Source organism: Aquabacter sp. L1I39, from assembly GCF_017742835.1.
Lineage (GTDB): Bacteria > Pseudomonadota > Alphaproteobacteria > Rhizobiales > Xanthobacteraceae > L1I39.
Window position 1 is genome coordinate 1279925 of sequence record NZ_CP072392.1, and the last position, 24960, is coordinate 1304884.

The 24960-nt window shown below is 63.0% G+C and carries 20 protein-coding genes and 3 pseudogenes; 8 read left to right on the forward strand and 15 right to left on the reverse strand.

Features of this window, described 5'->3' with window-relative positions; all coding sequences use genetic code 11:
• The first annotated feature begins 59 nt into the window (after positions 1 to 59).
• The 5 genes and pseudogenes from J5J86_RS05620 to J5J86_RS05640 all read left to right on the forward strand — a co-directional run.
• Entirely contained in the window at positions 60 to 1274 is a 1215-nt protein-coding gene (locus J5J86_RS05620; protein WP_209105258.1) for a CaiB/BaiF CoA transferase family protein, read from the forward strand.
• Positions 1275 to 1331: 57 nt separating this feature from the next.
• On the forward strand, positions 1332 to 2321 hold the full coding sequence (locus tag J5J86_RS05625; RefSeq protein ID WP_209103893.1) for a Bug family tripartite tricarboxylate transporter substrate binding protein: 990 nt from the start codon (positions 1332 to 1334) through the stop codon (positions 2319 to 2321).
• Positions 2322 to 2325: 4 nt separating this feature from the next.
• Complete coding sequence (locus tag J5J86_RS05630) at positions 2326 to 3108, forward strand: enoyl-CoA hydratase (RefSeq protein ID WP_209103894.1); 783 nt, start codon at positions 2326 to 2328, stop codon at positions 3106 to 3108.
• A 342-nt stretch (positions 3109 to 3450) separates the two neighbouring features.
• Positions 3451 to 4332: a MaoC/PaaZ C-terminal domain-containing protein gene (locus J5J86_RS05635; protein WP_209103895.1), complete on the forward strand. Its 882-nt coding sequence runs from the start codon at positions 3451 to 3453 to the stop codon at positions 4330 to 4332.
• A 66-nt stretch (positions 4333 to 4398) separates the two neighbouring features.
• A pseudogene (locus tag J5J86_RS05640) lies at positions 4399 to 5069 on the forward strand (IS3 family transposase); the annotation flags it as partial.
• Positions 5070 to 5097: 28 nt separating this feature from the next.
• On the opposite strand, the pseudogene J5J86_RS05645 reads toward J5J86_RS05640, so the two are convergent.
• The 8 genes and pseudogenes from J5J86_RS05645 to J5J86_RS05680 all read right to left on the reverse strand — a co-directional run.
• Positions 5098 to 6313, reverse strand: a pseudogene (locus J5J86_RS05645) (aminotransferase-like domain-containing protein); the annotation flags it as partial.
• Positions 6310 to 7641 carry an MFS transporter gene (locus J5J86_RS05650; protein WP_209103896.1) on the reverse strand — a complete coding sequence of 444 codons (1332 nt, stop codon included), beginning with the start codon at positions 7639 to 7641 and terminating at the stop codon, positions 6310 to 6312. The pseudogene J5J86_RS05645 and the gene J5J86_RS05650, both read right to left, overlap by 4 nt.
• Before the next feature lie 142 nt (positions 7642 to 7783).
• On the reverse strand, positions 7784 to 8569 hold the full coding sequence (gene benD, locus J5J86_RS05655; RefSeq protein WP_209103897.1) for a benzoate diol dehydrogenase BenD: 786 nt from the start codon (positions 8567 to 8569) through the stop codon (positions 7784 to 7786).
• A complete protein-coding gene (gene benC / locus J5J86_RS05660; RefSeq protein ID WP_209103898.1) occupies positions 8566 to 9600 on the reverse strand; it encodes a benzoate 1,2-dioxygenase electron transfer component BenC in 1035 nt (344 codons plus the stop codon). The genes benD and benC overlap by 4 nt, the downstream gene beginning before the upstream one ends.
• 34 nt (positions 9601 to 9634) lie before the next feature.
• A complete protein-coding gene (gene benB / locus J5J86_RS05665) occupies positions 9635 to 10123 on the reverse strand; it encodes a benzoate 1,2-dioxygenase small subunit (RefSeq protein WP_209103899.1) in 489 nt (162 codons plus the stop codon).
• Positions 10120 to 11478: a Rieske 2Fe-2S domain-containing protein gene (locus tag J5J86_RS05670; protein WP_209103900.1), complete on the reverse strand. Its 1359-nt coding sequence runs from the start codon at positions 11476 to 11478 to the stop codon at positions 10120 to 10122. Before J5J86_RS05670 ends, benB begins: the two co-directional genes overlap by 4 nt.
• A 71-nt stretch (positions 11479 to 11549) precedes the next feature.
• Positions 11550 to 12488, reverse strand: a complete 939-nt coding sequence (gene catA, locus J5J86_RS05675; RefSeq protein WP_209103901.1) for a catechol 1,2-dioxygenase — start codon at positions 12486 to 12488, stop codon at positions 11550 to 11552.
• Positions 12489 to 12553: 65 nt separating this feature from the next.
• On the reverse strand, positions 12554 to 13735 hold the full coding sequence (locus J5J86_RS05680; protein ID WP_209103902.1) for a muconate/chloromuconate family cycloisomerase: 1182 nt from the start codon (positions 13733 to 13735) through the stop codon (positions 12554 to 12556).
• 163 nt (positions 13736 to 13898) lie between these two features.
• Between J5J86_RS05680 and J5J86_RS05685 the strand changes: the two genes are divergently transcribed.
• Complete coding sequence (locus J5J86_RS05685) at positions 13899 to 14843, forward strand: LysR family transcriptional regulator (protein WP_209103903.1); 945 nt, start codon at positions 13899 to 13901, stop codon at positions 14841 to 14843.
• 44 nt (positions 14844 to 14887) lie between these two features.
• On the opposite strand, the pseudogene J5J86_RS05690 reads toward J5J86_RS05685, so the two are convergent.
• Positions 14888 to 15070, reverse strand: a pseudogene (locus J5J86_RS05690) (IS3 family transposase); the annotation flags it as partial.
• On the opposite strand from J5J86_RS05690, the gene J5J86_RS05695 reads away from it, so the two are divergent.
• Positions 15045 to 15320: a hypothetical protein gene (locus J5J86_RS05695; RefSeq protein ID WP_209105531.1), complete on the forward strand. Its 276-nt coding sequence runs from the start codon at positions 15045 to 15047 to the stop codon at positions 15318 to 15320. The pseudogene J5J86_RS05690 and the gene J5J86_RS05695 overlap by 26 nt on opposite strands.
• On the opposite strand, the gene J5J86_RS05700 is transcribed toward J5J86_RS05695, so the two are convergent.
• Positions 15321 to 15689 (reverse strand): helix-turn-helix domain-containing protein, encoded by a 369-nt coding sequence (locus J5J86_RS05700; protein WP_209103904.1) that lies wholly within the window; start codon positions 15687 to 15689, stop codon positions 15321 to 15323. It lies immediately after the preceding gene.
• Positions 15690 to 15700: 11 nt separating this feature from the next.
• Positions 15701 to 16003: a type II toxin-antitoxin system HigB family toxin gene (locus J5J86_RS05705; protein WP_209103905.1), complete on the reverse strand. Its 303-nt coding sequence runs from the start codon at positions 16001 to 16003 to the stop codon at positions 15701 to 15703.
• Positions 16004 to 16455: 452 nt separating this feature from the next.
• Between J5J86_RS05705 and J5J86_RS05710 the strand changes: the two genes are divergently transcribed.
• Positions 16456 to 17760, forward strand: a complete 1305-nt coding sequence (locus tag J5J86_RS05710; protein WP_209103906.1) for a site-specific integrase — start codon at positions 16456 to 16458, stop codon at positions 17758 to 17760.
• Between the two features lie 111 nt (positions 17761 to 17871).
• Here the strand turns inward: J5J86_RS05710 and drmB are convergent, their stop codons facing one another.
• The 4 genes from drmB to J5J86_RS05730 are packed head-to-tail and all read right to left on the reverse strand — an operon-like array spanning position 17872 to position 24907.
• Positions 17872 to 19740: a DUF1998 domain-containing protein gene (gene drmB, locus J5J86_RS05715; RefSeq protein WP_209103907.1), complete on the reverse strand. Its 1869-nt coding sequence runs from the start codon at positions 19738 to 19740 to the stop codon at positions 17872 to 17874.
• A complete protein-coding gene (drmA, locus tag J5J86_RS05720) occupies positions 19737 to 23282 on the reverse strand; it encodes a DISARM system helicase DrmA (protein ID WP_209103908.1) in 3546 nt (1181 codons plus the stop codon). Before drmA ends, drmB begins: the two co-directional genes overlap by 4 nt.
• Positions 23282 to 23794 carry a hypothetical protein gene (locus tag J5J86_RS05725; RefSeq protein WP_209103909.1) on the reverse strand — a complete coding sequence of 171 codons (513 nt, stop codon included), beginning with the start codon at positions 23792 to 23794 and terminating at the stop codon, positions 23282 to 23284. Before J5J86_RS05725 ends, drmA begins: the two co-directional genes overlap by 1 nt.
• Before the next feature lie 6 nt (positions 23795 to 23800).
• The gene (locus J5J86_RS05730; protein WP_209103910.1) at positions 23801 to 24907 is read right to left on the reverse strand and encodes a helix-turn-helix domain-containing protein; all 1107 of its coding nucleotides are present in this window, start codon (positions 24905 to 24907) and stop codon (positions 23801 to 23803) included.
• Positions 24908 to 24960 lie beyond the last annotated feature (53 nt).

Sequence of the window (24960 nt, forward strand, 5' to 3'; positions counted from 1 at the left end):
CCCCCGTCACAGGTTCCCGCTCAGGCCGGCATGCCCGGCAACGGGGAAGAGTGATGTCGTTGCAAAATGCCCTTGCCGGGGTCCGGGTTCTCGACCTGTCCCGCATCCTTGCGGGCCCGTGGTGCGCGCAGAACCTCTCGGACTTGGGAGCGGACGTAATCAAGGTCGAGGGCATCGCTTCCGGCGACGACACGCGCGGATGGGGTCCGCCCTTCCTCATGTCGGAGGAGCAGGAGCGGCTGTCCGCGTACTTCCTGTGCTGCAATCGCGGCAAGCGCTCCATCGCGATCGACTTCGCGCAGCCGGAAGGTGCCGAGCTGGTGCGGCGGCTCGCAGCGCAAACGGACGTCGTGATCGAGAATTTCAAGAGCGGTTCGCTGGCCAAATTCGGGCTCGACTATCCGAGCCTGCGGTCAGTCAATCCGCGACTGGTTTACGTTTCCATCACTGGCTTCGGCCAGGACGGGCCCATGGCCGGCCGACCGGGATACGACTACGTGTTCCAGGGCATGACAGGCCTCATGAGCTACACCGGCATCCAAGATGGGCTGCCCGGTGCGGGTCCTCTGCGCACCGGGGTGGCCGTCGTCGATCTGATGACCGGAATGTATGCCACCATGGCCGTGCAGGCTGCCCTGTGGCAACGCGAACGCACGGGCGAAGGCCAGCAGATCGATATCGCGCTGCTTGATGTGGGCGTCGCGCTCAATGCGAACCAGGGCATGAACTATCTTGTTTCCGGCGAGCCGTCGCCGCGGACCGGCAACGCCCACCCCAACTGCGCGCCCTACGAAGTGTTCACCTGCCGTGACGGTCACATGATTTTGGCCATCGGCAATGACGGGCAATTTCAGCGATTCTGCACCCTCGCGGGGCGGAACGATCTGGCTACCGACCCTCGCTATCAGACCAATGCGGGCCGCATCGAGCACCTGCCCGACCTGCGGCGGGAGATCGCCGGCATCCTTGTCCAACGCGAACGGGCCGAGTGGGGCCGCATGCTGGAGGCGGCCGGCGTGCCATGGGGTCCGATCCGCCAACTCCACGAGGTGTTTGCAGATGAGCAGGTGCAGCACCGCCATCTGCTGCAGAGTCTTCATCATCCCCGTATCGGCGACATTCCGAGCGTGCGGAACCCGGCGCTTCCACCGGTTACGGGGGAAGTCGCGCCGCCGCCGCCGCTGCTCGGCGAACATACCCACGAGATCCTGACGGACCTCGGCCTCGCGGAGGGGGAGATCGCATTCCTGCGCGCGCGCAGGGCGGTGGCCTGAGCCACCGGCACTCAAATACGACACCCGCAACCAGAAGAAGATTCGAGGGAGGCAGACATGATCACGACGACACGCCGGAGGGTCCTTGCCGTAACCGGAGCCTTGCTGGCGCTATGGCCCGCCGCCGCGATGGCGGGGAGCCCGGATGGCTACCCCCAGCGGCCGGTTCAAGTGATCGTGCCCTATGCGCCCGGCGGGACGACCGACATCATCGCTCGCATCGTGGCGCAGAAGCTTCCGAGCGTACTCGGCCAGCCCTTCGTCGTCCTCAATAAGCCAGGCGCGGGCGGCGCGGTGGGATCCGAATTCGCCGCGAAGCAACCAGCGGATGGCTATACGCTGGTCATGGCGGTGGAAAGCTCGCACGCCGTCAATCCCAACGTCTACAAAGAGAAACGGTACGATCCGGTCAAGGATTTCACGCCGATCAGCAACCTTGCCGACGTGCCCAACGTGTTGGTGGTGAACCCGTCCCTGCCGGCCAAGGACTTCGCCGCCTTCCTCGCCGAGATCAAGGCCAACCCGGGCAAGTACAACTTCGGCTCCTCGGGGTATGGCGGCCTTAGCCATATGAATGGCGAGCTGTTCATGTCGGTCACGGGCGCCAAGTTGCAGCATATCCCGTACAAGGGTCTCGGTCCCGCTCTCGCCGATCTCATGACCGGCCAGATCTCGGTGGTGTTCGACAACATTCCCTCGTCGGCGCCCTTTATCGCCGCGGGCAAGATCCGTCCCCTCGCGGTGGCCGCGCCGAAGCGCTTGGACATTCTGCCGGATGTACCCACCTACAAGGAGCTGGGGCTCGAAGCGATGAACAACCCGTCCTGGTTCGGCATTGCCGCTCCGGCCGGAACGCCCGCCCCGATCGTCGACAAGCTGAACGCGGCCATACGCACGGCGCTCGCCGATCCGGAGGTGGCGGCCGCCATCGAGAAACAGGGGGCGTTTCCCGCCTGGACCACGCCGCAGGCGTTTGGCGACCTGATCGCCAAGCAGAATGCCTCCTGGGCGAAGATCGTCGAAGACATCAAGTTCGAGAAGCTCTGAGCCCATGGAAAGCGAATATTGCGCCCTCACGGACCGCCCCGACGGGGTCTCCACCCTCACCATCACCAATGCCCGGCGCGCCAATGTGCTGAGCACTCCGGTCATGGCCGCACTGCTGGATGCCCTTGGTCGCCTCGCCGTGCGGGAAGACTTGCGCGCGCTCGTCCTGACCGGCAGCGGGGATCGCAGCTTCATCGCCGGGGCCGACCTCGGCGAGATGGCGACACTCGACCAGGAGAGCGGCGAGCGCTTCATCTCGATGCTGCGGGACCTGTGCGAGGCGGTGCGCGCGCTGCCAGTGCCGGTTGTCGCCCGCATCGGCGGCTGGTGCATCGGTGGCGGGCTGGAATTGGCCATGTCGTGCGACCTGCGAGTTGCAGCGGCGCGGGCCAAGTTCGCCATGCCAGAGGTGAAGGTCGGCATTCCCTCGGTCATCCACGCGGCGTTGATGCCCCGCCTGATCGGCGCGGGGCGGGCCCGCTGGATGATCCTGACCGGCGAAAGCATCGACGCCGCCAAGGCCCTCGACTGGGGCCTCATTGACAGGCTGACCCCGGATGACACGCTCGACGCCGGCGTGGAGGAGACCCTCGCGCCGATCCTGGCCTGCGGCCCCCAGGTGATCCGGGCTCAAAAGGTGCTGCTGCGGCAGTGGGACGAGTTGCCCCTGGGCGCAGTGGTGGCGGCGAGCGTGAAGACCTTCGGCGCGGCATTCACGACCGGGGAGCCCCAGAGCGCCATGCAAGCCTTTCTGGACCACAAGGCGAAGGCTCAGGCCAACCGCTGATGGACAAAGGGGCTGCGACTGAAATGGCGTGGCCCTGTTTTCGTGGCCTCCACCGCCTCCGCCGCCATGAACCGCATCTGGACGCGGGCATCCGGTCCGAGCCGCGGGAAGAGCACTTAGGTGATGAGAGCCACACGTCGCCAGCACGAGGCGTTCTGCGGGGACAATGCCCCATCCGCCTTGGCGTCATCTTCCCAATGGGCCGGTTGCGGCCGTTTCGCCGGGAGCGTCGCTCCAACGGAGGACCGTCAAGACCACCCCGAATCGCGGCATGCCGGCTTCAAGCCGTTCGAGACATTCGGCGAAACAAATTCCCCGGATCCGCATGGGAGGACCGGAACGATGATCGACTACCACCGGCTCAAGGCGACCGATCTCGGGTGCTGTGAGCAGACCTACACGGCCCCCCAGTGCATCCTCTACGCGCTCGGCGTGGGGGCTGGCCTCGCCGCGGAACAGGGCTTCGGAGATGAGACCCACTTCCTCTACGAAGAAGGTCTCCAGGCCGTGCCGACCATGGCCCATGTACTGGCCTATCCCGGCTTCTGGATGCGGGAGCCGGAGCACGGCATCGACTGGCGCATGGTCGTCCACGGGGAGCAGCGCATGCGCCTCCTCGGACCTATCCCTGTAGCGGGCCGTGTCTGCAGCCGCAGCCGCATTTCCGCGGTGTCCGACAGGGGCCAGCAAACAGGTGCCGTGGTGGTGGTCGAGCGCCACCTATTCGAGGCGGAGACGGGCCGCCTGCTGGCGATGATCGAGCAGGTGAATGTCTGCCGCGGCGACGGTGGCTATGCGAGGGGTGACCCCGCCCTTTCCGATGCCGGGCTCGCACCCATTCCTCGCCCGCCGGCGCGCGCGCCCGATCACGTGCGCTATCTGCCCACCGCACGTAACCAAGCAGCGATCTATCGCCTCAACGGCGACCTGAACCCCCTGCATGTCGATCGGCAAAGCGCGCGGGCGGCAGGCTTCGCCGCTCCGATCTTGCACGGGCTATCCCTTGCGGGGATCGCGTGCCGGGCGATCCTTCTGGATGCGCCCGCATCAGAGCTGGCGCAGTTCAACATACGCTTCAGCGCGCCAGTCTATCCCGGCGAAACGGTGGTGGTGGAGACCTGGGAGGAAGGCGGTCTGGCATTTCGCTGCTCCGACGCTCTGGGCGCGCGCGTGCTTGCCTTCGGTTCAGCCGCGTTCGGTGCCATGGCAACCACCCATGTCTGATAAGGTCTGCGAAATGCCGCGGCCGCGGTGACTGGTCACTTCGCCCGCCGCTTGGGCCGCTAGAGCGCGCCCCGGATCCATGCGGTCCTGAGGGGGCACGGCCGGCGCGTGGGCCGGTCCCGGATCGAGCGGCTCATGCGCCGCGCCGGCATCCGGGCCTCGCCGCCGTGCCAAGGCGCACGCGGACGACCGACAGCCGCCATTCCTATCCGATCGCGCCCAACCGGCTCGCCCGCAACGTCATGACCTCAACCCCGAACCAGGTCTGGCTGGCGGACCTCACTTACATCCCCACAGGCGAAGGCTGGCTCACCCTTGCCGGCGTGCTCGACATGCACACCCGCAAGCTGGTCGGCTGGTCCATCCGCGAGACCTTGCACACCCAGATCGCGCTGGAAGCCCTCGCCATCGCCACCGCGCGCCAGAGGCCGCCGCCCGGCCTGATCCACCATTCGGACCGCGGCATTCAATATGCTGCCGAGGCCTATCGCGGGGCGCTTGCCACCGCGGGCATCACCCCATCCATGAGCCGAAAGGGCGATTGCTGGGACAACGCACCGATGGAGAGCTTCTTCCACACCCTCAAAGCCGAGCGCGTCCATCATCGCCTCTATGCCACCCGGGCCGAGGCGCGGCGGGACCTGTTCGGGTACATAGAGGGCTTCTACAATTCCCGCCGCCTGCACTCGGCCCTCGGCTATATCAGCCCTGCCGAGATGGAACGCAGAGCGGCTTAACCCCGTCCACTTTTTCGGGGGAGGATCACCCGCCGAGGCACACGCGCGCAGCTTCCGGCGGATTGCCGTCGGCAGAGAACGCATCGCTTGCCACGATACCGATGCCTGTCGCCTGCATTTGGCCGACAACGGCAGAGCGCGTCCACGGCTCCGGCAGTTCCACCCAGAGATTGAAGCTGAGCGGATCGGCCCGGAAGGTGCCCGTGGGGAGGATTTCCTTCGCCAGCGCCTGACGCGCTGCCGTTTCCGCTCGGATGAAGCGCAGGATGGTGTCGGCCTTGCCATCCTCGATCCAGCGTGTGGCGAGGGCGGTGGTGAGCGGGGAAGCCATTACATGGGCCGCCCGCAGCATCGCTGCGAAAGGCCAGCCCGCCTTCGCTTCGGGCGCGATCACATAAGCGGCGCGCAAACCCGCACCGATGCATTTTGCCAGCCCCGCCACATGCCAGGTGAGATCCGGCGCAATGGCCGCCAGCGGAGGCAGGCCGTGGGCGGGAATGAAGCCGTAGGCGTCATCCTCCACAATCCTCAGCCCCGTGCGGCGGGCGACCGCGATGATGCCAGTCCGGCGGGTTTCCGGCATGGGCAAAGTCTTGGGGTTGTGGAGCGGGGGTTGAGATAGAGCGCTTTGGGCTGGTGTCGCTTTACCGCATCCGCGAGCGCAATGGGGGGGCGATGCCATCGGCGTCCATGGGCAGGCCGATCAGAATGATGCCGAGCCGGGCAGCGATGGAGCGGGCGCCGGGATAGGTGAGCGCCTCGCAAAGGATCACATCTCCGGGCTTTGCCAGCAGCGAAAAGATGCCCACAAGCGCCGCATGGGCGCCGGGTGTGACGAACACCCGCTCCTGCGCCGGCACGAGCGCGCGGCAGCCGAGGCAGGCGGAGGCCGCATCCTTGTCCGCCGGTGCGCCGCCGAAGCTATGGTAGCTCAGAAGTGCCAGGAGATCACGGCTCACTTCCGCCAGCCCCTCCTGCATCCGCGCCACGAGATCGGGATCATCCGGCTCCGGTGGCAGGTTCATGGTGAGATCGACGAGATCCGGGCGCGCCGTGCGGGGATGCGGCCCGGCCTTGGGCAGGCCGCACACGAACGTTCCCTGACTGACCCTGCTTTCCACCAGCCCGCGCTTCTGGGCTTCCACATAACCGCGCGCCACAGTCGTGAAGTCGACATCGAGACGGCTTTGCAGGCGGCCTCCATCTGGGGCTGCCGGGAGGTTTCCGGCAGCCCCAGATATCAGGTCGCCGCGAGGGCCACCGTCCGCGCCCGGTTCGCGGCGGTCACCGTAAAGACGAGCATCGCGACAAGCGAGATTGCCGCCGGAGCCGCAAAGATCATGAAATTCTGCTGAAGCGGCAGTTCCATGGCCAGCAGCATGCCCCCGAAGGTCGGACCCACGATCGCTCCAATCCGTCCGACGCCGGACGCCCAGCCGAGACCTGTCGAGCGGACCGAGAGGTTGTAGAGCTGCGCCACGCTGGCATAGAGCAGGATCTGCGTGCCGATGGTGGTTGCCCCGGCGACGAAGACCATCAGGAACAGCACAGCCGCCGGCAGATTGAAGCCGATCAGGACAATGGACACCGCGGCAGCGAAGAAGAAGCCGACCACCACTTTGGGCAGGCCGAACCGGTCTCCCAGCCAGCCGCCCATGATGGCCCCCGCCATGCCGCCGAAATTGAGCGAGACGAGGCTGAGGAGGCTCGCACGCTCCGCATAGCCGGCCTCCTGAAGCACCTTGGGCAGCCAGGACGACAGAAGATACACCAGCAGCAGGCAGCAGAAGAACGAGATCCAGAGCATGGCGGTGGGGACCGCGCGCTGATGGCGGAACAGCTCGAACACCGAGGCGGACGCGCCCTTGATCTCGGAGAAGACCAGCTTGTCATCGGGGCCAAGGCCAGCGGCCGGATTGATCCTTCCGAAGACGCGGCGCGCCTCGGCCTGCTTGCCCTGGCGAATGAGGAAACCAAGGGATTCCGGCAGCTTCCAGAAGACCACAGGAAGAAGAAGCAGCGGAATCGCAGCCACGAAGAACATCGGCTTCCAGCCATAGTGGGGAATGAGGCCGATGCCGAGGCCCGCCGCCACGATGCCGCCGACCGAATAGCCGGAGAACATCAGCGCCACCATGGTGCCGCGCAGGCGCCGTGGGGCGTATTCGTTCATCAGCGCGACGGCGTTCGGCATCAGGCCTCCGCAACCCAGCCCGGCAATAAACCGGAAAATCTTGAACTCCGTGGGCGAGGTCGCGGACCCGGTGAGCATCGTCGCCGAGGTGAAGAGCAGGAAGCTCAGCATGATCCCCCTCTTGCGACCGAACTTGTCCGCAAGCGGCCCGAAGATGAGAGCGCCAAACATCATGCCGAAAAGCGCCCAGGCCTGAAGGGCGCCCGCCTGCGGCTTGGTGAGCCCCCATTCGGCGATCAGCGTGGGAAGCACCGTTCCGGCCACGAAGACATCATAGCCGTCCACGATGAGAAGCAGGCCGCAAAGCCCCACGACCATCCATTGAAAGCCGCCGAATGGGCTCCCGTCGATGGCCTCGTTCACATCTATCGTACGCATCCTATCCCTCCCTGGTGTTTTGGCTTGTGGTGAGCGCAAGCGGTCCCTCTCCGCAGGGAGATCCCTGCGGAGCAAGCAACCGCGATCAGATGGCCTTCTCTCCGCAGCGCGACGCCTGAAGGTTTTCAGGCGGCGCGCATGTTCAGCCGAGATCCCCGCCCGCCACCGGCAGCACGCTGCCGGTGATGTAGGACGCGTCATCGCTGGCCAGGAACAGGATGGGCGCCACCTGTTCCGCGATGGTGCCGTAGCGCTTCATGAAGCTGGATTGCTTCACCTGCCGCACCACATCCGCCATCCAGCACTTCTCCGCCTCGGTCTCGCCGGCGGCGTTGCGTGGCACCCGGCGCGGCGGCGCCTCCGTGCCGCCGGGGGCGGTTGCGACGACACGGATGTTGCGTTCCGCCAGCTCCATCGCCAGCGACTGTGTGATGGCGTTGATGCCGCCCTTGGCTGCCGAATAGGGCACCCGGTTGATCCCCCGCGTGGCGTTGGACGACACATTGACGATGGTGCCGCCGCCGCGCGCGAAAAGATGCGGCAGGACCGCATGGCATCCGTAAAGCGTCGGCAGGAGGGACCGGCGGATTTCCGCATCGATCTGCTCCGGCTCGAATGCGCTGAATGGGCGCATGCGGATGGCGCCGCCCACATTGTTGATGAGGATATCGACACCGCCGAACCGCTCGCCGGCAAACCGCATGGCGGCCTCTGCGCCGTCATACGTTTCGAGATCAGCCTGAAACCCGGCAGCGGAAGCGCCGGCTTCCGCGACCACTTCGGCGAGGAAGTCGGCCCGGTCCACCAGCAGCACCGCCCCGCCCTCCTGCGCGGCCTGCAGGGCCACGGCACGGCCGATGCCCTGCGCCGCGCCGGTGACGACCAGCACCTTGCCTGCGAAGCGTCCGGGGTGGAGTGGCGCGGTCATGCGGCGAACCGGGACGTCGTGGTAGCGGGCGTGAATTTCTCATAATGGAAGCTGCGGGGCGTCACCCCCAGCCCCTCCAGATGTCCGCGCACCGCATCCACCATGGGAGGCGGCCCGCAGAGATAGACATCGACATCCCCGCCATGGAGCAGCTCCGCCGGCATGTGATCCGTCACCCATCCCGTGCGCGCGTGGCGTGAACCCGCGTCCGCGACGACAGTGCGATAGGTGAAGTTGGGAAGGCGCCGGGCATAGGCGGCGATCTCGTCCACGAGCACAAGGTCGAGGTCTCGGGTTACGCCATAGATCAGATGCACCGTCTCGTCCGATCCCGCCCGCGCGAGAACTTCCAGCATGGACAGGAAGGGGGCAAGGCCCGTGCCGCCCGCCAGAAGCAGGAGCGGCCGGCGCACCTCCCGCAGATAGAAGCTGCCGAGCGGACCGGTCAGCTCCAGCATGGTTCCGGGCACGGCCTGCTCCAGCCAGGTGCTCATCAGGCCACCCGGAATCTTCTTGATGAGAAAGCTGATGCGTCGCTCCCCCGGCGCGGAGCTGAAGGAATAGGCCCGTGTCTGGCCGCTGCCGGGGATGGCGATGTTGACATACTGGCCGGGCAGGAAGGCGGGCGCCGCCGCAGCCGGGTCCACATCCAGCTCAAGCACCACGGCCGCGTCGCCCTGCGTGGCAATGCGGGCGAGCGTGGCGGCGAATTTCTGCTGCCCCACCTTGCAGGCCCGCGATGCAACGGGCACCGCGAGCACGCAGTCGCTCGTCACCCGCATCTGGCAGGTGAGAACGAGACCCGCCGCAGCTTCGTCCTCGCTCAGCGCATCCGGGATATAGTCGTCACCGAGATCGTAGCTGCCGCTCTCGGCGCGGCACTTGCAGGTTCCGCACACGCCATCGGAACAGTCCATGGGCAGGTTGACCTTGCTGCGGTAGGCCGCATCCAAAACTTTCTCCCCTGCCTTGCAGTCGATGATGCGCGTCACGCCATCCTCGAAGTTCAGGGCGATGCTGTAGCTGTCCATGGGTCCTCCTTGGCGTGCTTATCCCTGGCCGGCGTCAGATGTGATAGATGTCGATCACCTGCCGGATGTAATCGTTCTTCAGGACGATCTTTTTTCTTGAAATCACCAGTCCCTCACCCGTAGCGCGCAGCGTTGCGAAAATGGTGCCAAAGAACTGGTCCGTGACCTTGTAGCGGTGGTTCAGGGTGTGGAAGTTGTAGCGCAGGTCGATTTCCTCCCCGCGCCGCTCCAGTATTTCCACATTGGTGACGGCGTGACTGGTGCGGGGCTCGGGCGTTGAGGCCCCCGAACGTTCCGTCTTGATGCGGAAGACACGGTCTTCCAGCCCGTCGCGGCTCGGATAATAGATCAGCGAGATCTGCGAATGTGGATCCTCGGTGAGCTGGTCGTCGTCATCCCAGGCCGGCATCCAGTAGGTCACGTCGGGCGCATAGCAGGTGAGCCACTCATCCCAGGCGCGATCGTCCAGCAGGCGCGCCTCGCGATAGAGGAAAGCCTGCACGGTTTCGAGGGAGACGCTCATGCCACCTCTCCCGCGGTCTCCGCCGTCAGCGCCTCGCGCATGACCTGCGCCCAGTAGGCGTGCTGGCGGACGAACAGTCCTTCATCCTCGCTCCGCTCGCCGGAGAGCAGCGGCGCGATGCCCATGCGCCGGGCATTCTCATCCGGCCCCTCGATCCAGAGCGGAGCGCCCCGCGAGAGATCGTTCCAGAGCGCAGCCGTCCCCGCATAGCCCGCCTGGCAGGCGCGGAACTCTTCGAGATCATCAGCGGTGCCCATGCCGGACACGTTGAAGAAATCCTCGTACTGGCGGATGCGCAGGGCGCGGTCTGCCGCACTCTCGCCCTTGGGAGCGAAGCAGAAGATGCTGATCTCGGTCTTGTCCACGCTGATGGGGCGCGTCACGCGTATCTGCGTGCTGAACTGGTCCATCAGGAAGACATTGGGATAGAGGCAGAGATTGCGGGTTTGGTTCACAATAAAATCCGCCTTGTCCGCCCCGACCCGATTGCGGATCTCATCGCGCCGGCCATAAACCGGCCTCACCTCGGGATTGATCGTTCTGGTCCACAGCATTATGTGGCCATTCTCGAACCCGTAGACGCCGGCGACGGAACGGCTCCAGCTGTTCGCATCGACCGCCTTGGTGCCTTCCTCCTTGCGTCGGCCCATGGTGGCCGCATAGTTCCAGTGCACGGAGCTGACGTGGTAGCCGTCGCAGCCGTTCTCCATCTGGAGCTTCCAGTTGCCGTCATAGATGTAGGCCGAATTGCCTCGGAGCACTTCGAGTCCTTCGGGAGCCTGGTCGACAATCTGGTCGATGATGGCCTTCGTTTCTCCCAAATAGTCCTCCAGCGACGATACCTCTTCGCTGAGGCTGCCGAAGAGAAAGCCCCGGTAGCTCTCAAAACGTGGGACACGCTTGAGATCGTGCGAGCCGTCCTTGCCGAACTGGGGCGGATACTGCGTGGTCTTATCGTCCTTCACCTTCAGCAGCTTGCCGGTGTTGGAGAAGGTCCAGCCATGGAAGGGGCAGGTAAAGCTCCCCTTGTTTCCGTGCTTGCGGCGACACAGCATCGCGCCCCTGTGCGCGCAGGCATTGATGACCGCATGCAGTGCGCCGGCCTTGTCCCGCGTCACCACCACCGGCTGGCGGCCGATATAGGTAGTGTAATAATCGTTGGCCTCGGGGAGCTGGCTTTCATGAGCCAGGTACACCCAGTTACTCTCGAAGATGTACTTCATCTCCAGTTCAAACAAGTCTTCATTGGTGAAGATGTCCCGGCGGCACCGGAAGACACCCTGCTCCCTGTCGTCTTGCACCGCTGTGGACAGCAGGTGTTCGAGGTCGCGGGCCTTGTCCAGGATGTTAGACATAGTTCTCCTCCCGCAAGGCTGCGCCGCTCAGGCGCACGCCCTGCGCGTCCTTGGGTGATGCCGCGCCAGCGTCAGGCAGCGGCGCGGTTGCGCATCTGGTTGATCTGGTTGTCGATGCCATCGACGAGCGCCGTCAGATGGATATCGAACCGGATCTCGGCGAACGGCCCGTTCAGGCCATTGGCGTGGATCGAGTCCTCGTCCGTCCGCTCGATCACGGCCGGCACCAGGCCGTCGCGGGTCGCATAGGCGAAGTCGTCATTGATGAGGGGATCGCCCTCGATGTTGATTTGCGTGGTCAGCTTGCGATGATCGGCTGCGCTGACGAAGAAATGGATGTGCGCGGGCCGCTTGCCGTGGCGGCCGAGCGCCGAGAGAAGCTTCTCGGTGGGGCTGCCGGGCGGCACGCCATAGCCATGGGGCACGATACTGCGGAATTTGTAGCCGCCCTGCGCATCGGTGATGATGGTGCGGCGCATGTTGAAGGGCGCCTGCTTCCCCGTGGGATCGAAGTGGGAGTAGAAGCCGCGCGTATCGCAATGCCACACTTCAACCGCCGCGCCGGCCAGAGGCTTGCCATCGGCGCCGAAGACGGTGCCATGCATCACCAGCGTGTGGCCGTTCTCGTCGCTGCCGTCATCAAGCCGGGCAAAACCCTGGCAGACGGGAGCGCCGGCCACATAGAGCGGGCCTTCGATGGTGCGGGGGGTGGGATTCTCGATGCCCAGGGCCGCATCAATGGCATCAAGGCGCTCGTCCAGGAAATGGTCGAGGCCGAGGCCGGGCGATATGAGGCCGGCCTGCCCGCAGGCGCCCAGTTCATTCACCCATGCAATGGCCGTCCAGTATTCGTCGGGAGTGATGTCGAGATCGTCGATGGCCTTGAACAGGTCCGAGACGATGCGGTGGATGATCTGCTTGACGCGCGGATTGCCGCTCTCCTGATCCAGACCACTCACGGTCTTGAGAAAGGCCTGAATGTCCGGTCGCTCGAATATCCTCACAGTCATGTTTTCCTCCATGTCATTCTTGTTGGGCATTGCCTGGCCGGGTCACACCGCGCGGGCGGCGCGCCTCAGCCGGCGATGCTGACGGTTTTCCGAACCCGATCGCGGGCAAAGAACGCGATGCGGTCCTCATCCAGCGCGAGCCCGAGGCCCGGCCCGTCGGGGATGCGCAGCTCGAACTCACGATAGTCCAGCGGGGTGGCGAGGATTTCCTCGGTCAGCAGCAGCGGTCCGAACAGTTCCGTGCCCCATTGAAGACCGGCGAAGGTGGCGAAGACGTGCGCCGAGGCGATTGTCCCGATGGCCCCCTCCAGCATGGTGCCGCCATACAATTCGATGCCCGCAGCCTCGCCGATGGCTGCCACCCGCTGGGCGTTGAAAAGCCCGCCGCTCTGGGCGGTTTTCACCGCAAACACATCGGCGCCCTTCACCCTGGCGATCTCGAATGCGGAGTCGGGACCGTGAAGGGATTCATCCGCCATGATGGCCACCGGGAAACGCCGCACGAGGCGGCCAAGAGCCGCCGCCGTGGCGACCGGCTGCTCCACCAGTTCGCATCCCGCATCCGCCAGCGCAGCTACGCCGTGGGCTGCCTGCGTTTCGCTCCACGCCATGTTCACATCGACGCGCACGGCACCACGGTCCCCAAGCGCGCGCTTGATGGCAGCCACATGGGCGATGTCCTCGCGCAGCGGTTTCGCCCCGATCTTCAGCTTGAAGATGCGGTGCCGGCGCAGATCGAGCATGCGTTCCGCCTCGGCGATATCGCGGGCGGTGTCACCGGAGGCGAGCGTCCAGGCCACGGGCAGGCTGGCGCGCAGACGGCCGCCGAGAAGATCACTGACCGGAAGGCCGAGACGCTTGCCATGGGCATCGAGAAGGGCGGTTTCCACCGCATTCTTCGCGAATCTGTTGTCCTTCACCATCCTGCCGATGCGGGCCATGAGCGCCTGCACCCGCGTCGCGTCCTGGCCGCGCATGACCGGAGCGAAATAGGTGTCGATGGCGAGCTTCATGCCCTCCGGGCTTTCGCCACCATAGGCAAGGCCGCCGATGGTCGTGCCCTCGCCAATGCCGGTGATGCCGTCGCTGCAATGGACCTTCACCAGCATCAGGGTCTGGCCATCCATGGTCGCGACCGAAAGCTTGTGAGGCCGGATGGTCGGCAGGTCCACCAGCAGGGTTTCGACCCGCTCAACGGCAGGAGTGGGCGCGCTTTGGGGGGCGAGGGGAGCAAAGATGGTGTTCATGAAACGCAGCGTGCGACGAACCCGGCACCGGCGTCCAAGACCATTTACGTGTGAGATTATACCTTTAAAGTATGAAATCAGAAAAACTCTAATGATGACCATCATGCTGCATCGCAACACAGCGAAGGGGGTATGATTATTTTATAGTGGGAGGTGTCATAGTATGGATATCAGGCAGCTTCGCTATTTCGTCGCCGTCGCGCGCGAACGCAACTTCACGCGGGCCGCGGAGGTGCTGCATATCGCGCAGCCCCCTCTGAGCAGACAGATCCAACTTCTGGAAGAGGAGTTGGGGGTCGCGCTCCTGATCCGGAAAAGCCGGCCCGTGCGCCTGACCGATGCGGGGCGGCTGTTTTACGAGCAGGCCCTTCAGGTGCTCGGGCGGCTGGAGCAGATGCGCACCGCCACCCGTCGCGTCGGACTCAACCAGAACAGCGTGCTCTCCATCGGCTTCGTGGCCTCCACGCTCTATGGGGGCCTCCCCTCGCTGGTCCGAAAGCTGCGTCAGCATGCGCCCGAGCTGGATATCCAGCTTCTCGAAATGGTGTCCGTGCAGCAGATTCCTGCCTTGAAGGAAGGGCGGATCGACATCGGCTTCGGCCGTGTCCGCCATGGGGACCCCAATGTGGTGGGCATCGTGCTGCGCGAGGAGCGGCTCGCGGTCGCAATCCCGCGTGGCTTCCCTCTGGCGTCGGAGACCACGCCCCTGCCGGTGAGCGCCCTCGCCGCACAGAAGCTCATCGTCTATCCGAAGGAGCCGCGCCCCGGCTATGCGGATCAGGTTCTCAGCCTCCTCTACAGCCGCGATGTGCGCCCTGCCGAGGTGCTGGAGATGCGCGAGCTTCAGACCGCGCTCGGGCTTGTCGCTGCGGAAGCGGGCGTCTGCGTCGTTCCCTCTTCCGCCCGCCAGCTCCGGTCCGATGTGCATTATCGTCTCATTGATGATGAGCGCGCGACATCGCCCGTCATTCTCAATCACCGAGTCGGGGACAGTTCGCACCATATCGACATGGTCAAGCAGCTCATCCAGGAGATGTATGCCGAAAACCCGCCCTGGCTCGGCGGCGGCCACAACCTGCCTCTTGCCGGGGCTTTCGGCCGGGCCTGACACCCGCAGTCCTGTTTGATCTTCCCCCGAAAAAGTGGACGGGGTTAAGCCGCTCTGCGTTCCATCTCGGTCGAGCTGATGTAGCCGAGGGCCGAGTGCAGGCGGCGGGAATTGTAGAAGCCCTCTATGTATCCGAACAGATCCCGTCGCGCTTCGGCCCTAGTGGCATAGAGGCGATGATGGACGCGCTCGGTTTTGAGGGTGTGGAAGAAGCTCTCCATCGGTGCGGCTGGCCTGGAGATCACGGAAATAACGAGCGCTGACGGCGTTGCCATCGGCCGGGTGAAGAAGATCAAGCTCGCCGACAAGATCGCCGCCCTAACGCTCCTGATGCGCCACCTGGGCCTGCTGAACGACAAGGTGAAGGTGCAGGGGGACGCCGAGAACCCGCTCACCCTGCTGGTCAAGCAGCTACAGGGCACTTCCATCAAGCCGGTGGCCAATCCCCTCCCCGACAATGACGATCTTGCGGCCTGATCAGGCCGCAAGCTCATAGGGACGGATCAACAGCTCGGCCGGGATGTGCCATTCCCGGTTCAGCTTCCACACCATCTCCATGGTGAGCGCCCGTTTGCGGTTGAGGACTTCCGAGGCGCGAGGCGCCGAACCGAAGAGCCGGGCGAGGCCCGATTGGCCCTCGCCGCGCTGCTCCATCATGAAGCGAATGATCTCCACTGGGTCGCCATCCGTGATGGGCCACAGGCGCTCCTCGTAGCGCTCAACGAGCGTGGCCAGGATATCGAGCTTGTCGGCCTCCGGCGTGCCGGGCGCGGCATCGAAGAGGCGCTCGATCTCGGCCAGGGCGGCTTTGTGGTCTGCCGGGGTGCGAATGGGATGAATGTCCATGCTCGGCCTCCTCAGAACTGCGACACCGTGAGGGCATCGATCCGGTCATATTCGGCATGGGTGCCGATGAACTTCACGAAGGCGATCTTCAGCCCGAAATGGAAAGCGACGATCAGCCGGTAGTCGCCGCCATGGATCTCGAAGCGCACCCGCTCGCCGTTGAGCGCCTTCGCCTTCGAGAACACCGCCTTGACATCACCGACGCTCTTCCATTGCGCCGCCTTCGTCACGCGCTCCCAATGCTCCAGAGGAGCCTTCGTCTCAGGATGAAGCTCCCAGAAGGCCACAAGGGTGCTGCGCGCGATGATCCTCATGGCGCAATTCTATATTCCCAAAATGGGAAGTCAACGATTTTTCCCAAATCGAGAAATAGGACACCAACCAGCCGATCGGGGCCAGGCGGGCCTCCACACGCGAATTTCTGCTGCGTAGGTAACCGGTGGGTAAAAGGCCAAAAACAGAGAAAGCCGCCCGAAGGCGGATTGGCTATAACCATCTGATTTTCTTGAGAGAAACTGGATCTGGCGAAGAGATTCGAACCCTCGACCCCAACCTTGGCAAGGTGCCCGAGAGCCATTCGCTGCAATATCCGCGAGTTTGCTAAAGCGCGATAAACTACTATAAACAAACGATTATTTTTTGAATGGTGCGCGCTAAAGGCCGCGTTTCATGCGCTATTTTGCGCTTCTGAGAGCTTGGAATTTGATTAGAATCCGGCTAGCCTCGTAAAATCTAAGCAAATTTTCGATAGGGCTTTGAACTCACTATGGAAAAGCTGACGAAGCGTTTTATCGACGCGCTGGAAGTTCCGAAACCTTCCAAGGTTGGGGTCAAGGTTCGGGAGAGTTTTGCGTGGGATCGGGAGCTTCGAGGCTTCGGCGTTCAGGTCATGCCCTCGGGGCTGAAGAGCTTTGTGATCCAGTATCGCTCGCCCGAAGGACGGCCTCGTCGCACCGTGATTGGACGCTACGGGCTGATGACGGTCGAGGAGGCGCGCCGGATCGCCCATGAAAAGCTGGTGGCCGTCTCCAAGGGTCTCGACCCGCTGGATAGCCCGGACAGCAAGCTGAAGGGCATCACGGTTGCCGAGGTATGCGACTGGTATCTGGCCGAGGCCGAGGCCGGCCGCATACTCGGCCGCAGCCGTCGCCCCATCAAGGCATCGACCCTGGCCATGGATAAGAGCCGGATCGAGGTTCACATCAAGCCATTGCTCGGCCGGCGACTGATTGCCACGCTGAAGCTCGGGGATATCGAAGGGGCGCAGGCAGATATTGCCGTCGGCAGAACATCCAAACCTCGCGCGGGCAGTCGAGGTGGAGCGACCACGGGCGGGGAAGGGGTAGCCGCGCGCACCATGTCGACGCTGCATGCCATCTTCGAACACGCCGTTCGCCTTGGAAAGATCGACGCCAATCCCGCGCGTGGCGTTCGTAGGCTTGCCGGAAAGGCGCGGGAACGCCGCCTCAGCCGCAGCGAAATCGCCCGCCTTGGGAAGGCCATGCATTTCGCTGCAGAGGCTGGAGAGCATCCGACCGGACTGGCTGCTATCCGCTTCCTGCTCCTGACGGGCTTTCGGCGAATGGAGGGCCTTGGGGTGAAGCGGCTTTGGCTCAACACGGAGGAAGGTTCGATCCGCTTTCCCGACACTAAAAGCGGAGCCCAGACACGGGTCATAGGCCGCGCAGCTATGGACCTTTTGCTGGGGCAGCCCAGTACAGATTCAGCGTACTTCTTCCCGGCGGATTGGGGCGAGGGCCACTTTATCGGCGTCGTTCGCGTCCTCGATCGGCTGTGTAGCAGCGCGAAGCTGGGCGACGTGACTCCGCACACATTGAGGCACACATTTGCCAGCGTCGCGGCGGACCTGGGCTTTTCCGAACTGACCATTGCCGCGCTGCTGGGTCATGCGGCCCGCGGCGTAACGCAGCGCTATATCCATATAGACGAAGCGCTCAGGCTCGAAGCCGACAGGGTTGCCGACGAGATTGCCGCTATCTTGGATCAACCTGAACGGGCTGGTCGCCCGTTACGTTCGGGGCATCAGGCCGAGCCCATCAGGCTCGATTGAAAATCATAACTCTAAGAACTGCATTCCAGATAGAGTTCGTGGCGTCGGGTTACGTTGAATAATCGTCATAGCCCGTACTCCTTCTCAGCTTCCTGCTTCGCGGGAGGGTTTTCAGTTTTTAAAAAAGCAGGATCCATCATCCGCCATCGTTGGCACCAAAAGGCTGCGGTCGAGGAAAAGGTTTCTCATCTCACAGCTCGTTTCGGCAATTAGTAGGCAACCATGGCACGCGGCCCCGTGGGTTGCCCGATCGCCACTTTTGTCGTCCGGTTCGTGGTCGGCACAAACAGGATCGTTTGAACAAATGCGTAGGCGGTCTAACGCGCTTTTCAGAATATAAGAAAATCGTGGAGCCGTGGCCACCAAACCTCCAAGAGTACCCTGAGCGCCAGCGCTTGCTGTGTAAATAAGGATACCGCAGCGGTCGATGTCGCCACCACCTCGGGCGCTCGATAGTGCGTATACGCGTTCCTTCAAGGAGCTGGCCGGATAACCACAGTCGAGAGCTATTTCAGCCATCAATGCGTGAGATATGCTGTGAAGAAGCACATACGCTGTCCCAGGATAAGCGGGTGCCTTTCCGGAAAAACGCTTCTGCCAGTGTCCATATCCAGCCAACAGCTTTTGATTTCGCGCCGCTGGGGTTTCTTTTTGAAGCCATTCTGTAATGGCTGCGGCATCAAAATGTATGAAGATACCTTCCCCAAATTGTTCGATTGCTGGCAACCAGTTGGCATCCCGCGAAATAGGAGCACCGCGAACACTCAACTGAATGTCTTCAATATCGCCATCCGATCCTGTCGGAGCCGCTTCAAACCGCGTGAACCCGTAAAGGCATGACACCTCCCTCAGACGATGCACTGTGACTAGGTTCTTGATGCCGGATAGGTCCATGTCGGCTGCCGGATCAGCCCATGTATCTCGCGTGAGAGTTTGCGCAAAAAGCTTGGCTGTCGGATGGTTCACTCCGATCTCTGAACGACCGCAAGCGAACGTGTCAAACTCTGCCAGCTTTGGTGAACGGGTGGCGTCGGTTTTCGCCCCGTCGCGAATGCGCTGGAGTGCATCAAAAATGTCCACATCAGAATATGCGCTAAGCGATGCAGATATCTTCGGATTGAACTTCTTGGCTTGAGCGACATCTTGTACTGTTTGTACGCCTGCTAAATCAGCCGAGAGTTCATCAACAAGCTGACTGAGTTCATCTTCCTCAGTTGGTAACGAAATTACCGTTTGCACCTGTGGAAAATAGGTGTTTGTCGCAGTTCGAGTGAGCAGCTTCAGATTGTCCCCGCACCCTTCAGGGTCGCGGTCCAGCAGCCACGGGCGCTCGCCGCGACACTTGCCAAGGCGTCCGGGTTGGAACGTATCTTGAAGGGACAGACGATTGCCGCACCCACACACAATGCTGGTGTCTGCAGGGTCTGCGCTAGTTCCCTTTTCCTCCACCCACATCGGCTCATGGCATGCACTCGATCCGTGAACAACCCAGCGCCAGTCGATGTCTTGCAAATGCCCTTTATCACATGCGCAAACGAAGCGGATGGGCGTCACATCGCTCTTGCGACCATCATCGTATTGGAAACGTCTCCTTCCCTTACTGTCGAGGTCTTGCCAACGAACTAACCGGCGTCGGCGGACGGTCTTCGTCCCCAAAGTATTCGTTTCGATCTGTTCGCAGATAAACCACGTGGGAAATACGGGTGCTGCAACGCCACGCGGCACACCATCTCTGGATTCAGACGAAATCGGTGGAGTTCTCAATGTCAGGCTTGCTGCTGGATCTAGGCGACCTTGCGCCTTCAGAATTTGCTCGAGTCGCAACGTTAGACGCGGCTCTGGAAGAGTCTTGAAGGCGTTACCCTTCATGTCCCACTGTTCGAGTCCTCCAACCACCACTGACCGAGTTGGCAAATCGATCATCGCACCCGGACCGAAGGTCGAAATTAGCTGGCTGAGGCGTTGAGCATTCTTCGTCATGCGAGATCCTCGGCGTTTGCGATCGGATTTCCAAGAGGATCCTTGACCTTCAATGTGACGTTCGGTTCAACATCACGCATAGAGCGGCCTGCCACAAACCTACGGTGGGGCTCAGCCAGATTGGCGATTTCAGGCTCAAGCGGCATATGCAACAGCCGATGCGGACTCTTCTTTTTGGCATAGGCGAACGCGCTGCCTCCGGCAGCCTGATCGTCCGAGGTTTCGATCCAAGCATTCAGTATGTCATCGATCAGTTTTGACAGCGCTGCGCGTCCACCAGCGATCATCCGCTCCGGCGCGCGCTCAACTATCGAGTCACGAACCAAGTTGCGGATACCGACATTGTTCTTCAGTTCACTGACAGCGAGATCCGGCGTGAGCGCCCCATCCACATGACGCGCCGCGGCGACCACGACTGCAGCCAGGGCGCGATCCAATGCTCGAGCAGCCCAAGGCGTTACGCTAGTCGCCTCGACCGCTCGATAGAATGTACGATGGAATTGTCCAAACTGCTCGAAATGCATCCGGTCGCGTGGCTTATGCAGGTTCAGCACCGCGAGCACGATCCCCGGCCGGTTGTGGTCGCGACCTACACGACTCGTCGCCTGAATATACTCCGCAGTGGTTTTCGGCTGACCCTGAACCACCATCAGTCCAAGGCGTGTGATATCGAGTCCCACCGATATCATGTTGGTTGCGAGCGCGACGTCGACCGTGTCCACGTCACTGCCAAACTCGGCCTCCAATCGCTGTTTGGCCTTCGCAACCTCATCTGTTGAGACGCGGGAGGTGAGTTCCATCGGTTCTTTGATGTGGCGATCAGCAAACGGGTTGTCGGCTGGGTCCACCCTGCGGCGTTGAGCACCGTAGCGGGCAGCGCGATCACGCACTTCGTCTTCCACAATCCGGCGCGCGCCGCCCAGTTCGCGCAGTGCGTTGAAATAGCAAAGCGCTGTCATGAACGGATCAGCCGGATTTCTATTCTTCGGATCAGCTGTCAGGTTGGCGTCGTATGCCGCCTGTGCCGCCGCAACCAGGGTCGTCAGGGAGCGCAGAAACACGAGTTTTGGGCCGCGCCCTTGGGCCGCAATACCGAGATAGAGCCTAGCTGCGTTAGTGCTGGACGGTACCGTCCGTGCAAAAAAGCTGTCTACCCGATCAACTCCGGGTGGTGGGAAAATGCTCGTATTGCTGCGGTCGAACAACGCTGAGATCTGATCGGCTGCGCGTCTGACCGTTGCGGTCGATGCGACGATCTTGGGACGTATGCGTGTTTCTCCAGAACCACGAGATGCGAGTTGATCTATGGCTGCCTCGTAGAGGCCAGCAACAGTCCCAAGCGGCCCGGCAATGAGATGCAGTTCGTCCTGAATGATGAGATCGGGCGGATCTAGCGACCACCCATTGCCGAGAGGGCTTCCAAGGCCAGGCTCGGCGGCGCCGTAGAAGCCTACGTCAGGCTGGAACCTGTCGACATGCCCGAAGAAGGCACCGGTTTCCCCGACCCAGGGCAAAGCCGCGAACTTATCGACTGTAGCGATCAAGAACGCTGGCAGGCGGCGATAGATCGGCTCGTCAACGGTAAGCACAGGTAGTGGCCGGTTCCGGCTGAAATCACAACTCGTGTTAACGCATCGGATTTCGAGATTTGTCGGCGCGTGCATGTTCGGGAAGCACGAAAACGAATCCGGCTTGAATTCCGTCCCACACCATGGACACGCCTTCAGCGGAGCAGGCGCACGCTTGTCACGACCACTCTTGTATCGCCGCACCCGGCCAACAGCGGTCGTTTCGTCTGTGTTGCCTTTGCCGCCCAGTTTGTTCGGCGAAGCGTCAGATCCCACCCACAGACCGATCTCGATCGGCCAATCGCCAAGCATGCGTCGGCCTTTGTCATCGACGTTCTTGGCGTTGGTGCGCATGAGCTCGAGCGCACAGACAACGCCCGCCGCGCGGGCGAGCTGGTCCAGGGTGAGAAGGCGAAGAGTATAGCGCATTATCACCGCAACACCGGCGCCAAGCACTCCAGGTCCGCCAAGACGTCGATGGGCAATGACGAGCGCCGCTAGGCCGAGATACGCCTCGGTTTTGCCGCCACCGGTGGGGAAGAACAGGAGGTCCGCCGTCTCACGGTCGACGTGGCGGCGATCAACCAAACCCGCCAGATTGAGAAGCACAAAGGCGAGCTGGAATGGCCTCCACTGTGGTTCGGGAAGAGCTGCAGGGTCGCCAGTCGGGCCCGCGACACGGCGACGTGCCGCCATCGCCACCGAGAGATTCATGAAGCGAAAGGCTGTGCGAGCCTTTGCATCTTTGGCGAGGAGATCGATTCCGGCTGCAATACGGGCCTTCGCCTTCTCCATATCGGCGATCAAGCGTTCGCCGGTCTCTTTCCGTCGTGTAGGGAGTCTGCCCAGCTTTGCGCGCTCAGCATTGATCCATGCGCCGTAGAGGCCCGGCAGATCGGCAAGCGCCGATCTCAGACCCACCCCATCGCCTTCAGCCAATTGCGCCAGCGCTTCCATCCCGAATGAGACACGCGCCTTCAAATCAGCATCTTCATTGGGCGCGACACGTTCGACCTCGGCCGATGGCAGTGGGTCGGTCCAGACGCGCTTGACGAGTTGGCCGATGCCTTCCGCCGCCTCCCACCCCGCAGCGGCGTTGCGACCTACAGCCCATTCATTGAGATCGCGATAGTGCAGATCGGCGACCCGCAAATCCCAATCCGGGGCGCGATAGCCAGACAAATCACGACGAGGCCGAAAGCAGCTTTCCGATACCAGTTCGAGGCGTGCCTGGAAGGCGTAGCTTACATCGGAGTAGAAGCGGTGCACCGTGGCGCGGCGGTTGACGAGGAACACCGTTAGCGCGCGCACGCGCTCGATCTGCCCATCAGGCGTCTCGTAGCTGAATAGACGCGAATGCGTTTCGAGCACCAAGCCACCGCCACGCCTTTGCTCGGCTGCGCTTTCCGGTACGACAATCGAGGCGCCCCGTCCTTCCGTCACGGGCAGGGCAACAACGCGCTCCTTTGGGCTGCGGACCCAATCGACCATTGGCCTCTCGACGCGCATTTTCTTTCCGTCTCCGTCGACCTCCTCGGCCTTCGGTTCGGGAAGAAGCACTTCCTCGGGCAATCGCGGTTCGGTGCGATAGTCGCCCCACGACACCCGCGCCTCGATCTCGGTGACATCGGGATCAAGCAGCACCGTCAAACCGATCGAAGATGGTAGGAAGCGCCTCCGCGTTACAGGCGCGTCGGGCTCTTCATTATCGGCTGCCGCGCCGTTCGAGCCGTCCGCATCCGGCTCCTCGACATCGAGTTCCATTTCCTCCTGCGCGGAGGGATCGACATCATCGTCGTCACCTTCAAGGCCAAGCGGGTCTTCCGCAGGCGCGATGAAGCCGGCGAGATACCAACGTGCAGGATTCTCGTTCAGGCGTTCGGTCGCGAGATCAGCATCCTGCGGGCCCGGACCGATCAGGTCGCGGCGGAAAACATTGACGATCTGGGCGCGCACTTCCTCTGACGTTTTCATCACCGCCCAAACCCTTCTGACATGAAAAGTTCGCCGAGCAGCTTGTCGAGCCACTTGGCGGTGTATGCTGGCTTGAGCGCTTCCTTCGGGTGATGGCCGGCATCCGACAGCAAGGTTTCGAGTGCTATCAGCCGGTCCTTCAATCCGAGGCGCACCCCGAAGCGCATGCTGGCCTTGTCCGGGCCGCACAGAACCCACGCATCGTTGCGCGTGAGCGCATGCGCCCAAAGGGATCTCTCGCCGACGTCCAGCGCGATATCCGACGCGCGCACCGCAACGACGGCGCGCTGCGCGTCGACCACCGGATGGATGGCCTGAAGCGTCGCCCGAAGCTCTGCTGCATCGATCTGCATTTCCGGGCGGCGGCGCTGGAAGCCGGTCTGGGTCTCGATGATGCAATCCTCAACGGTCTCCACGGCATAGCCTCCGCTGAGCGCGCGCCAAGATCCGACCCGGTAGCTCTCCAGGATAGCGTTGGTATCGACCAGAACTGGGCCGCGATGGCGCGCCATGGCCCCTCACAACTCGAGCGGGGAAGGAACCCCGTGCGTCACGAAGAGCTCGCCAAGTTCATCGACCGTGAGATCAACTAGCCCCGCCGCTCGCCTCGCCGAAACGCGGCCTTGATCAACGGCGAGCCCAATCACTTCCATGAACGGCTTTGAGAACAGGGGCGGCGTCACCGCTTGCGCCGCATCGCGACCATTGTTGCGCAACACCGCATCGGGCACGGCGCGCGCCGCTGCCGGCTTCAAACGGTCAAGCGCTACGAGCCGCCACTTCAGTGCCGAAGCCGTCACCAACAGCGCATCAGCCGCCGCGTTCAACCTAGCAGGAAGCTCCCGCGCAGGAATCGCGGACCAATCGCCAAAGTCATCAAGAATCGCCGCCGGCATCAGCACTGCCGAGGCGAAATTGTTCGCCAGCTGTTCGACGCGGTTTTTCGACGTCTCGCTCGCATCCTCCGAATGCTCGGGCGGCATCGCGTCCCAGGTGAGAATGTGGAACAGCTCATGCGCAAGGTCGAAATGGCGGCGACCGACGACCTCGTGGCGATTGATCAGCACCACATCGAGTTCCGGCAACCGGCATGCCGCACCGGAAATCCCGTCGAACGCATCGACGTGCAGGACGAGGATGCCGAATTCACGCTCCATCACCTCGGCCAAGCGGGCGGCGGGCACGTCGCCGAGCGCAAATTCCGCAACAAAGCGCTCGCCCGCTTCCATGGCGTCTTCAAAGCGCGAGCCCTTGTGCAGGCCGAGTGCGCGGCGCAGCAGCGGCGCCTCGCGCCCTACCTGCGGGGCGATGGAGCGGAACGCAGCGATCCAGCGGCCGGCGTTGCGCTCATAGGCGCTGAGGCGCTGCAGCCCGACATTGGTCTGCCGCCACGAAAACCGGCCTTCGCCAACCAGTAGGAACGGATCGGTGAAATAGTCCAAGGACGCGCCGAGCTTCTCGACCGCAAGCACAAGCTCCTCGGCCGAGACACGGCGTTCGCCGGTCTCGATGGCCGAAACCGTCTGGCGGTCCTTGAAGCCGAACAGGCGCGCGAGATCGTCCTGGCTGAGCTTTCGCTCCTCGCGCAGCGCCTTGATCCGCGGTCCGATGAAACTGGCCGACATGAGAACCTCCGGACCCGGCTATAATCTTGCGAATCGGCGCTTGCAAGAAAATC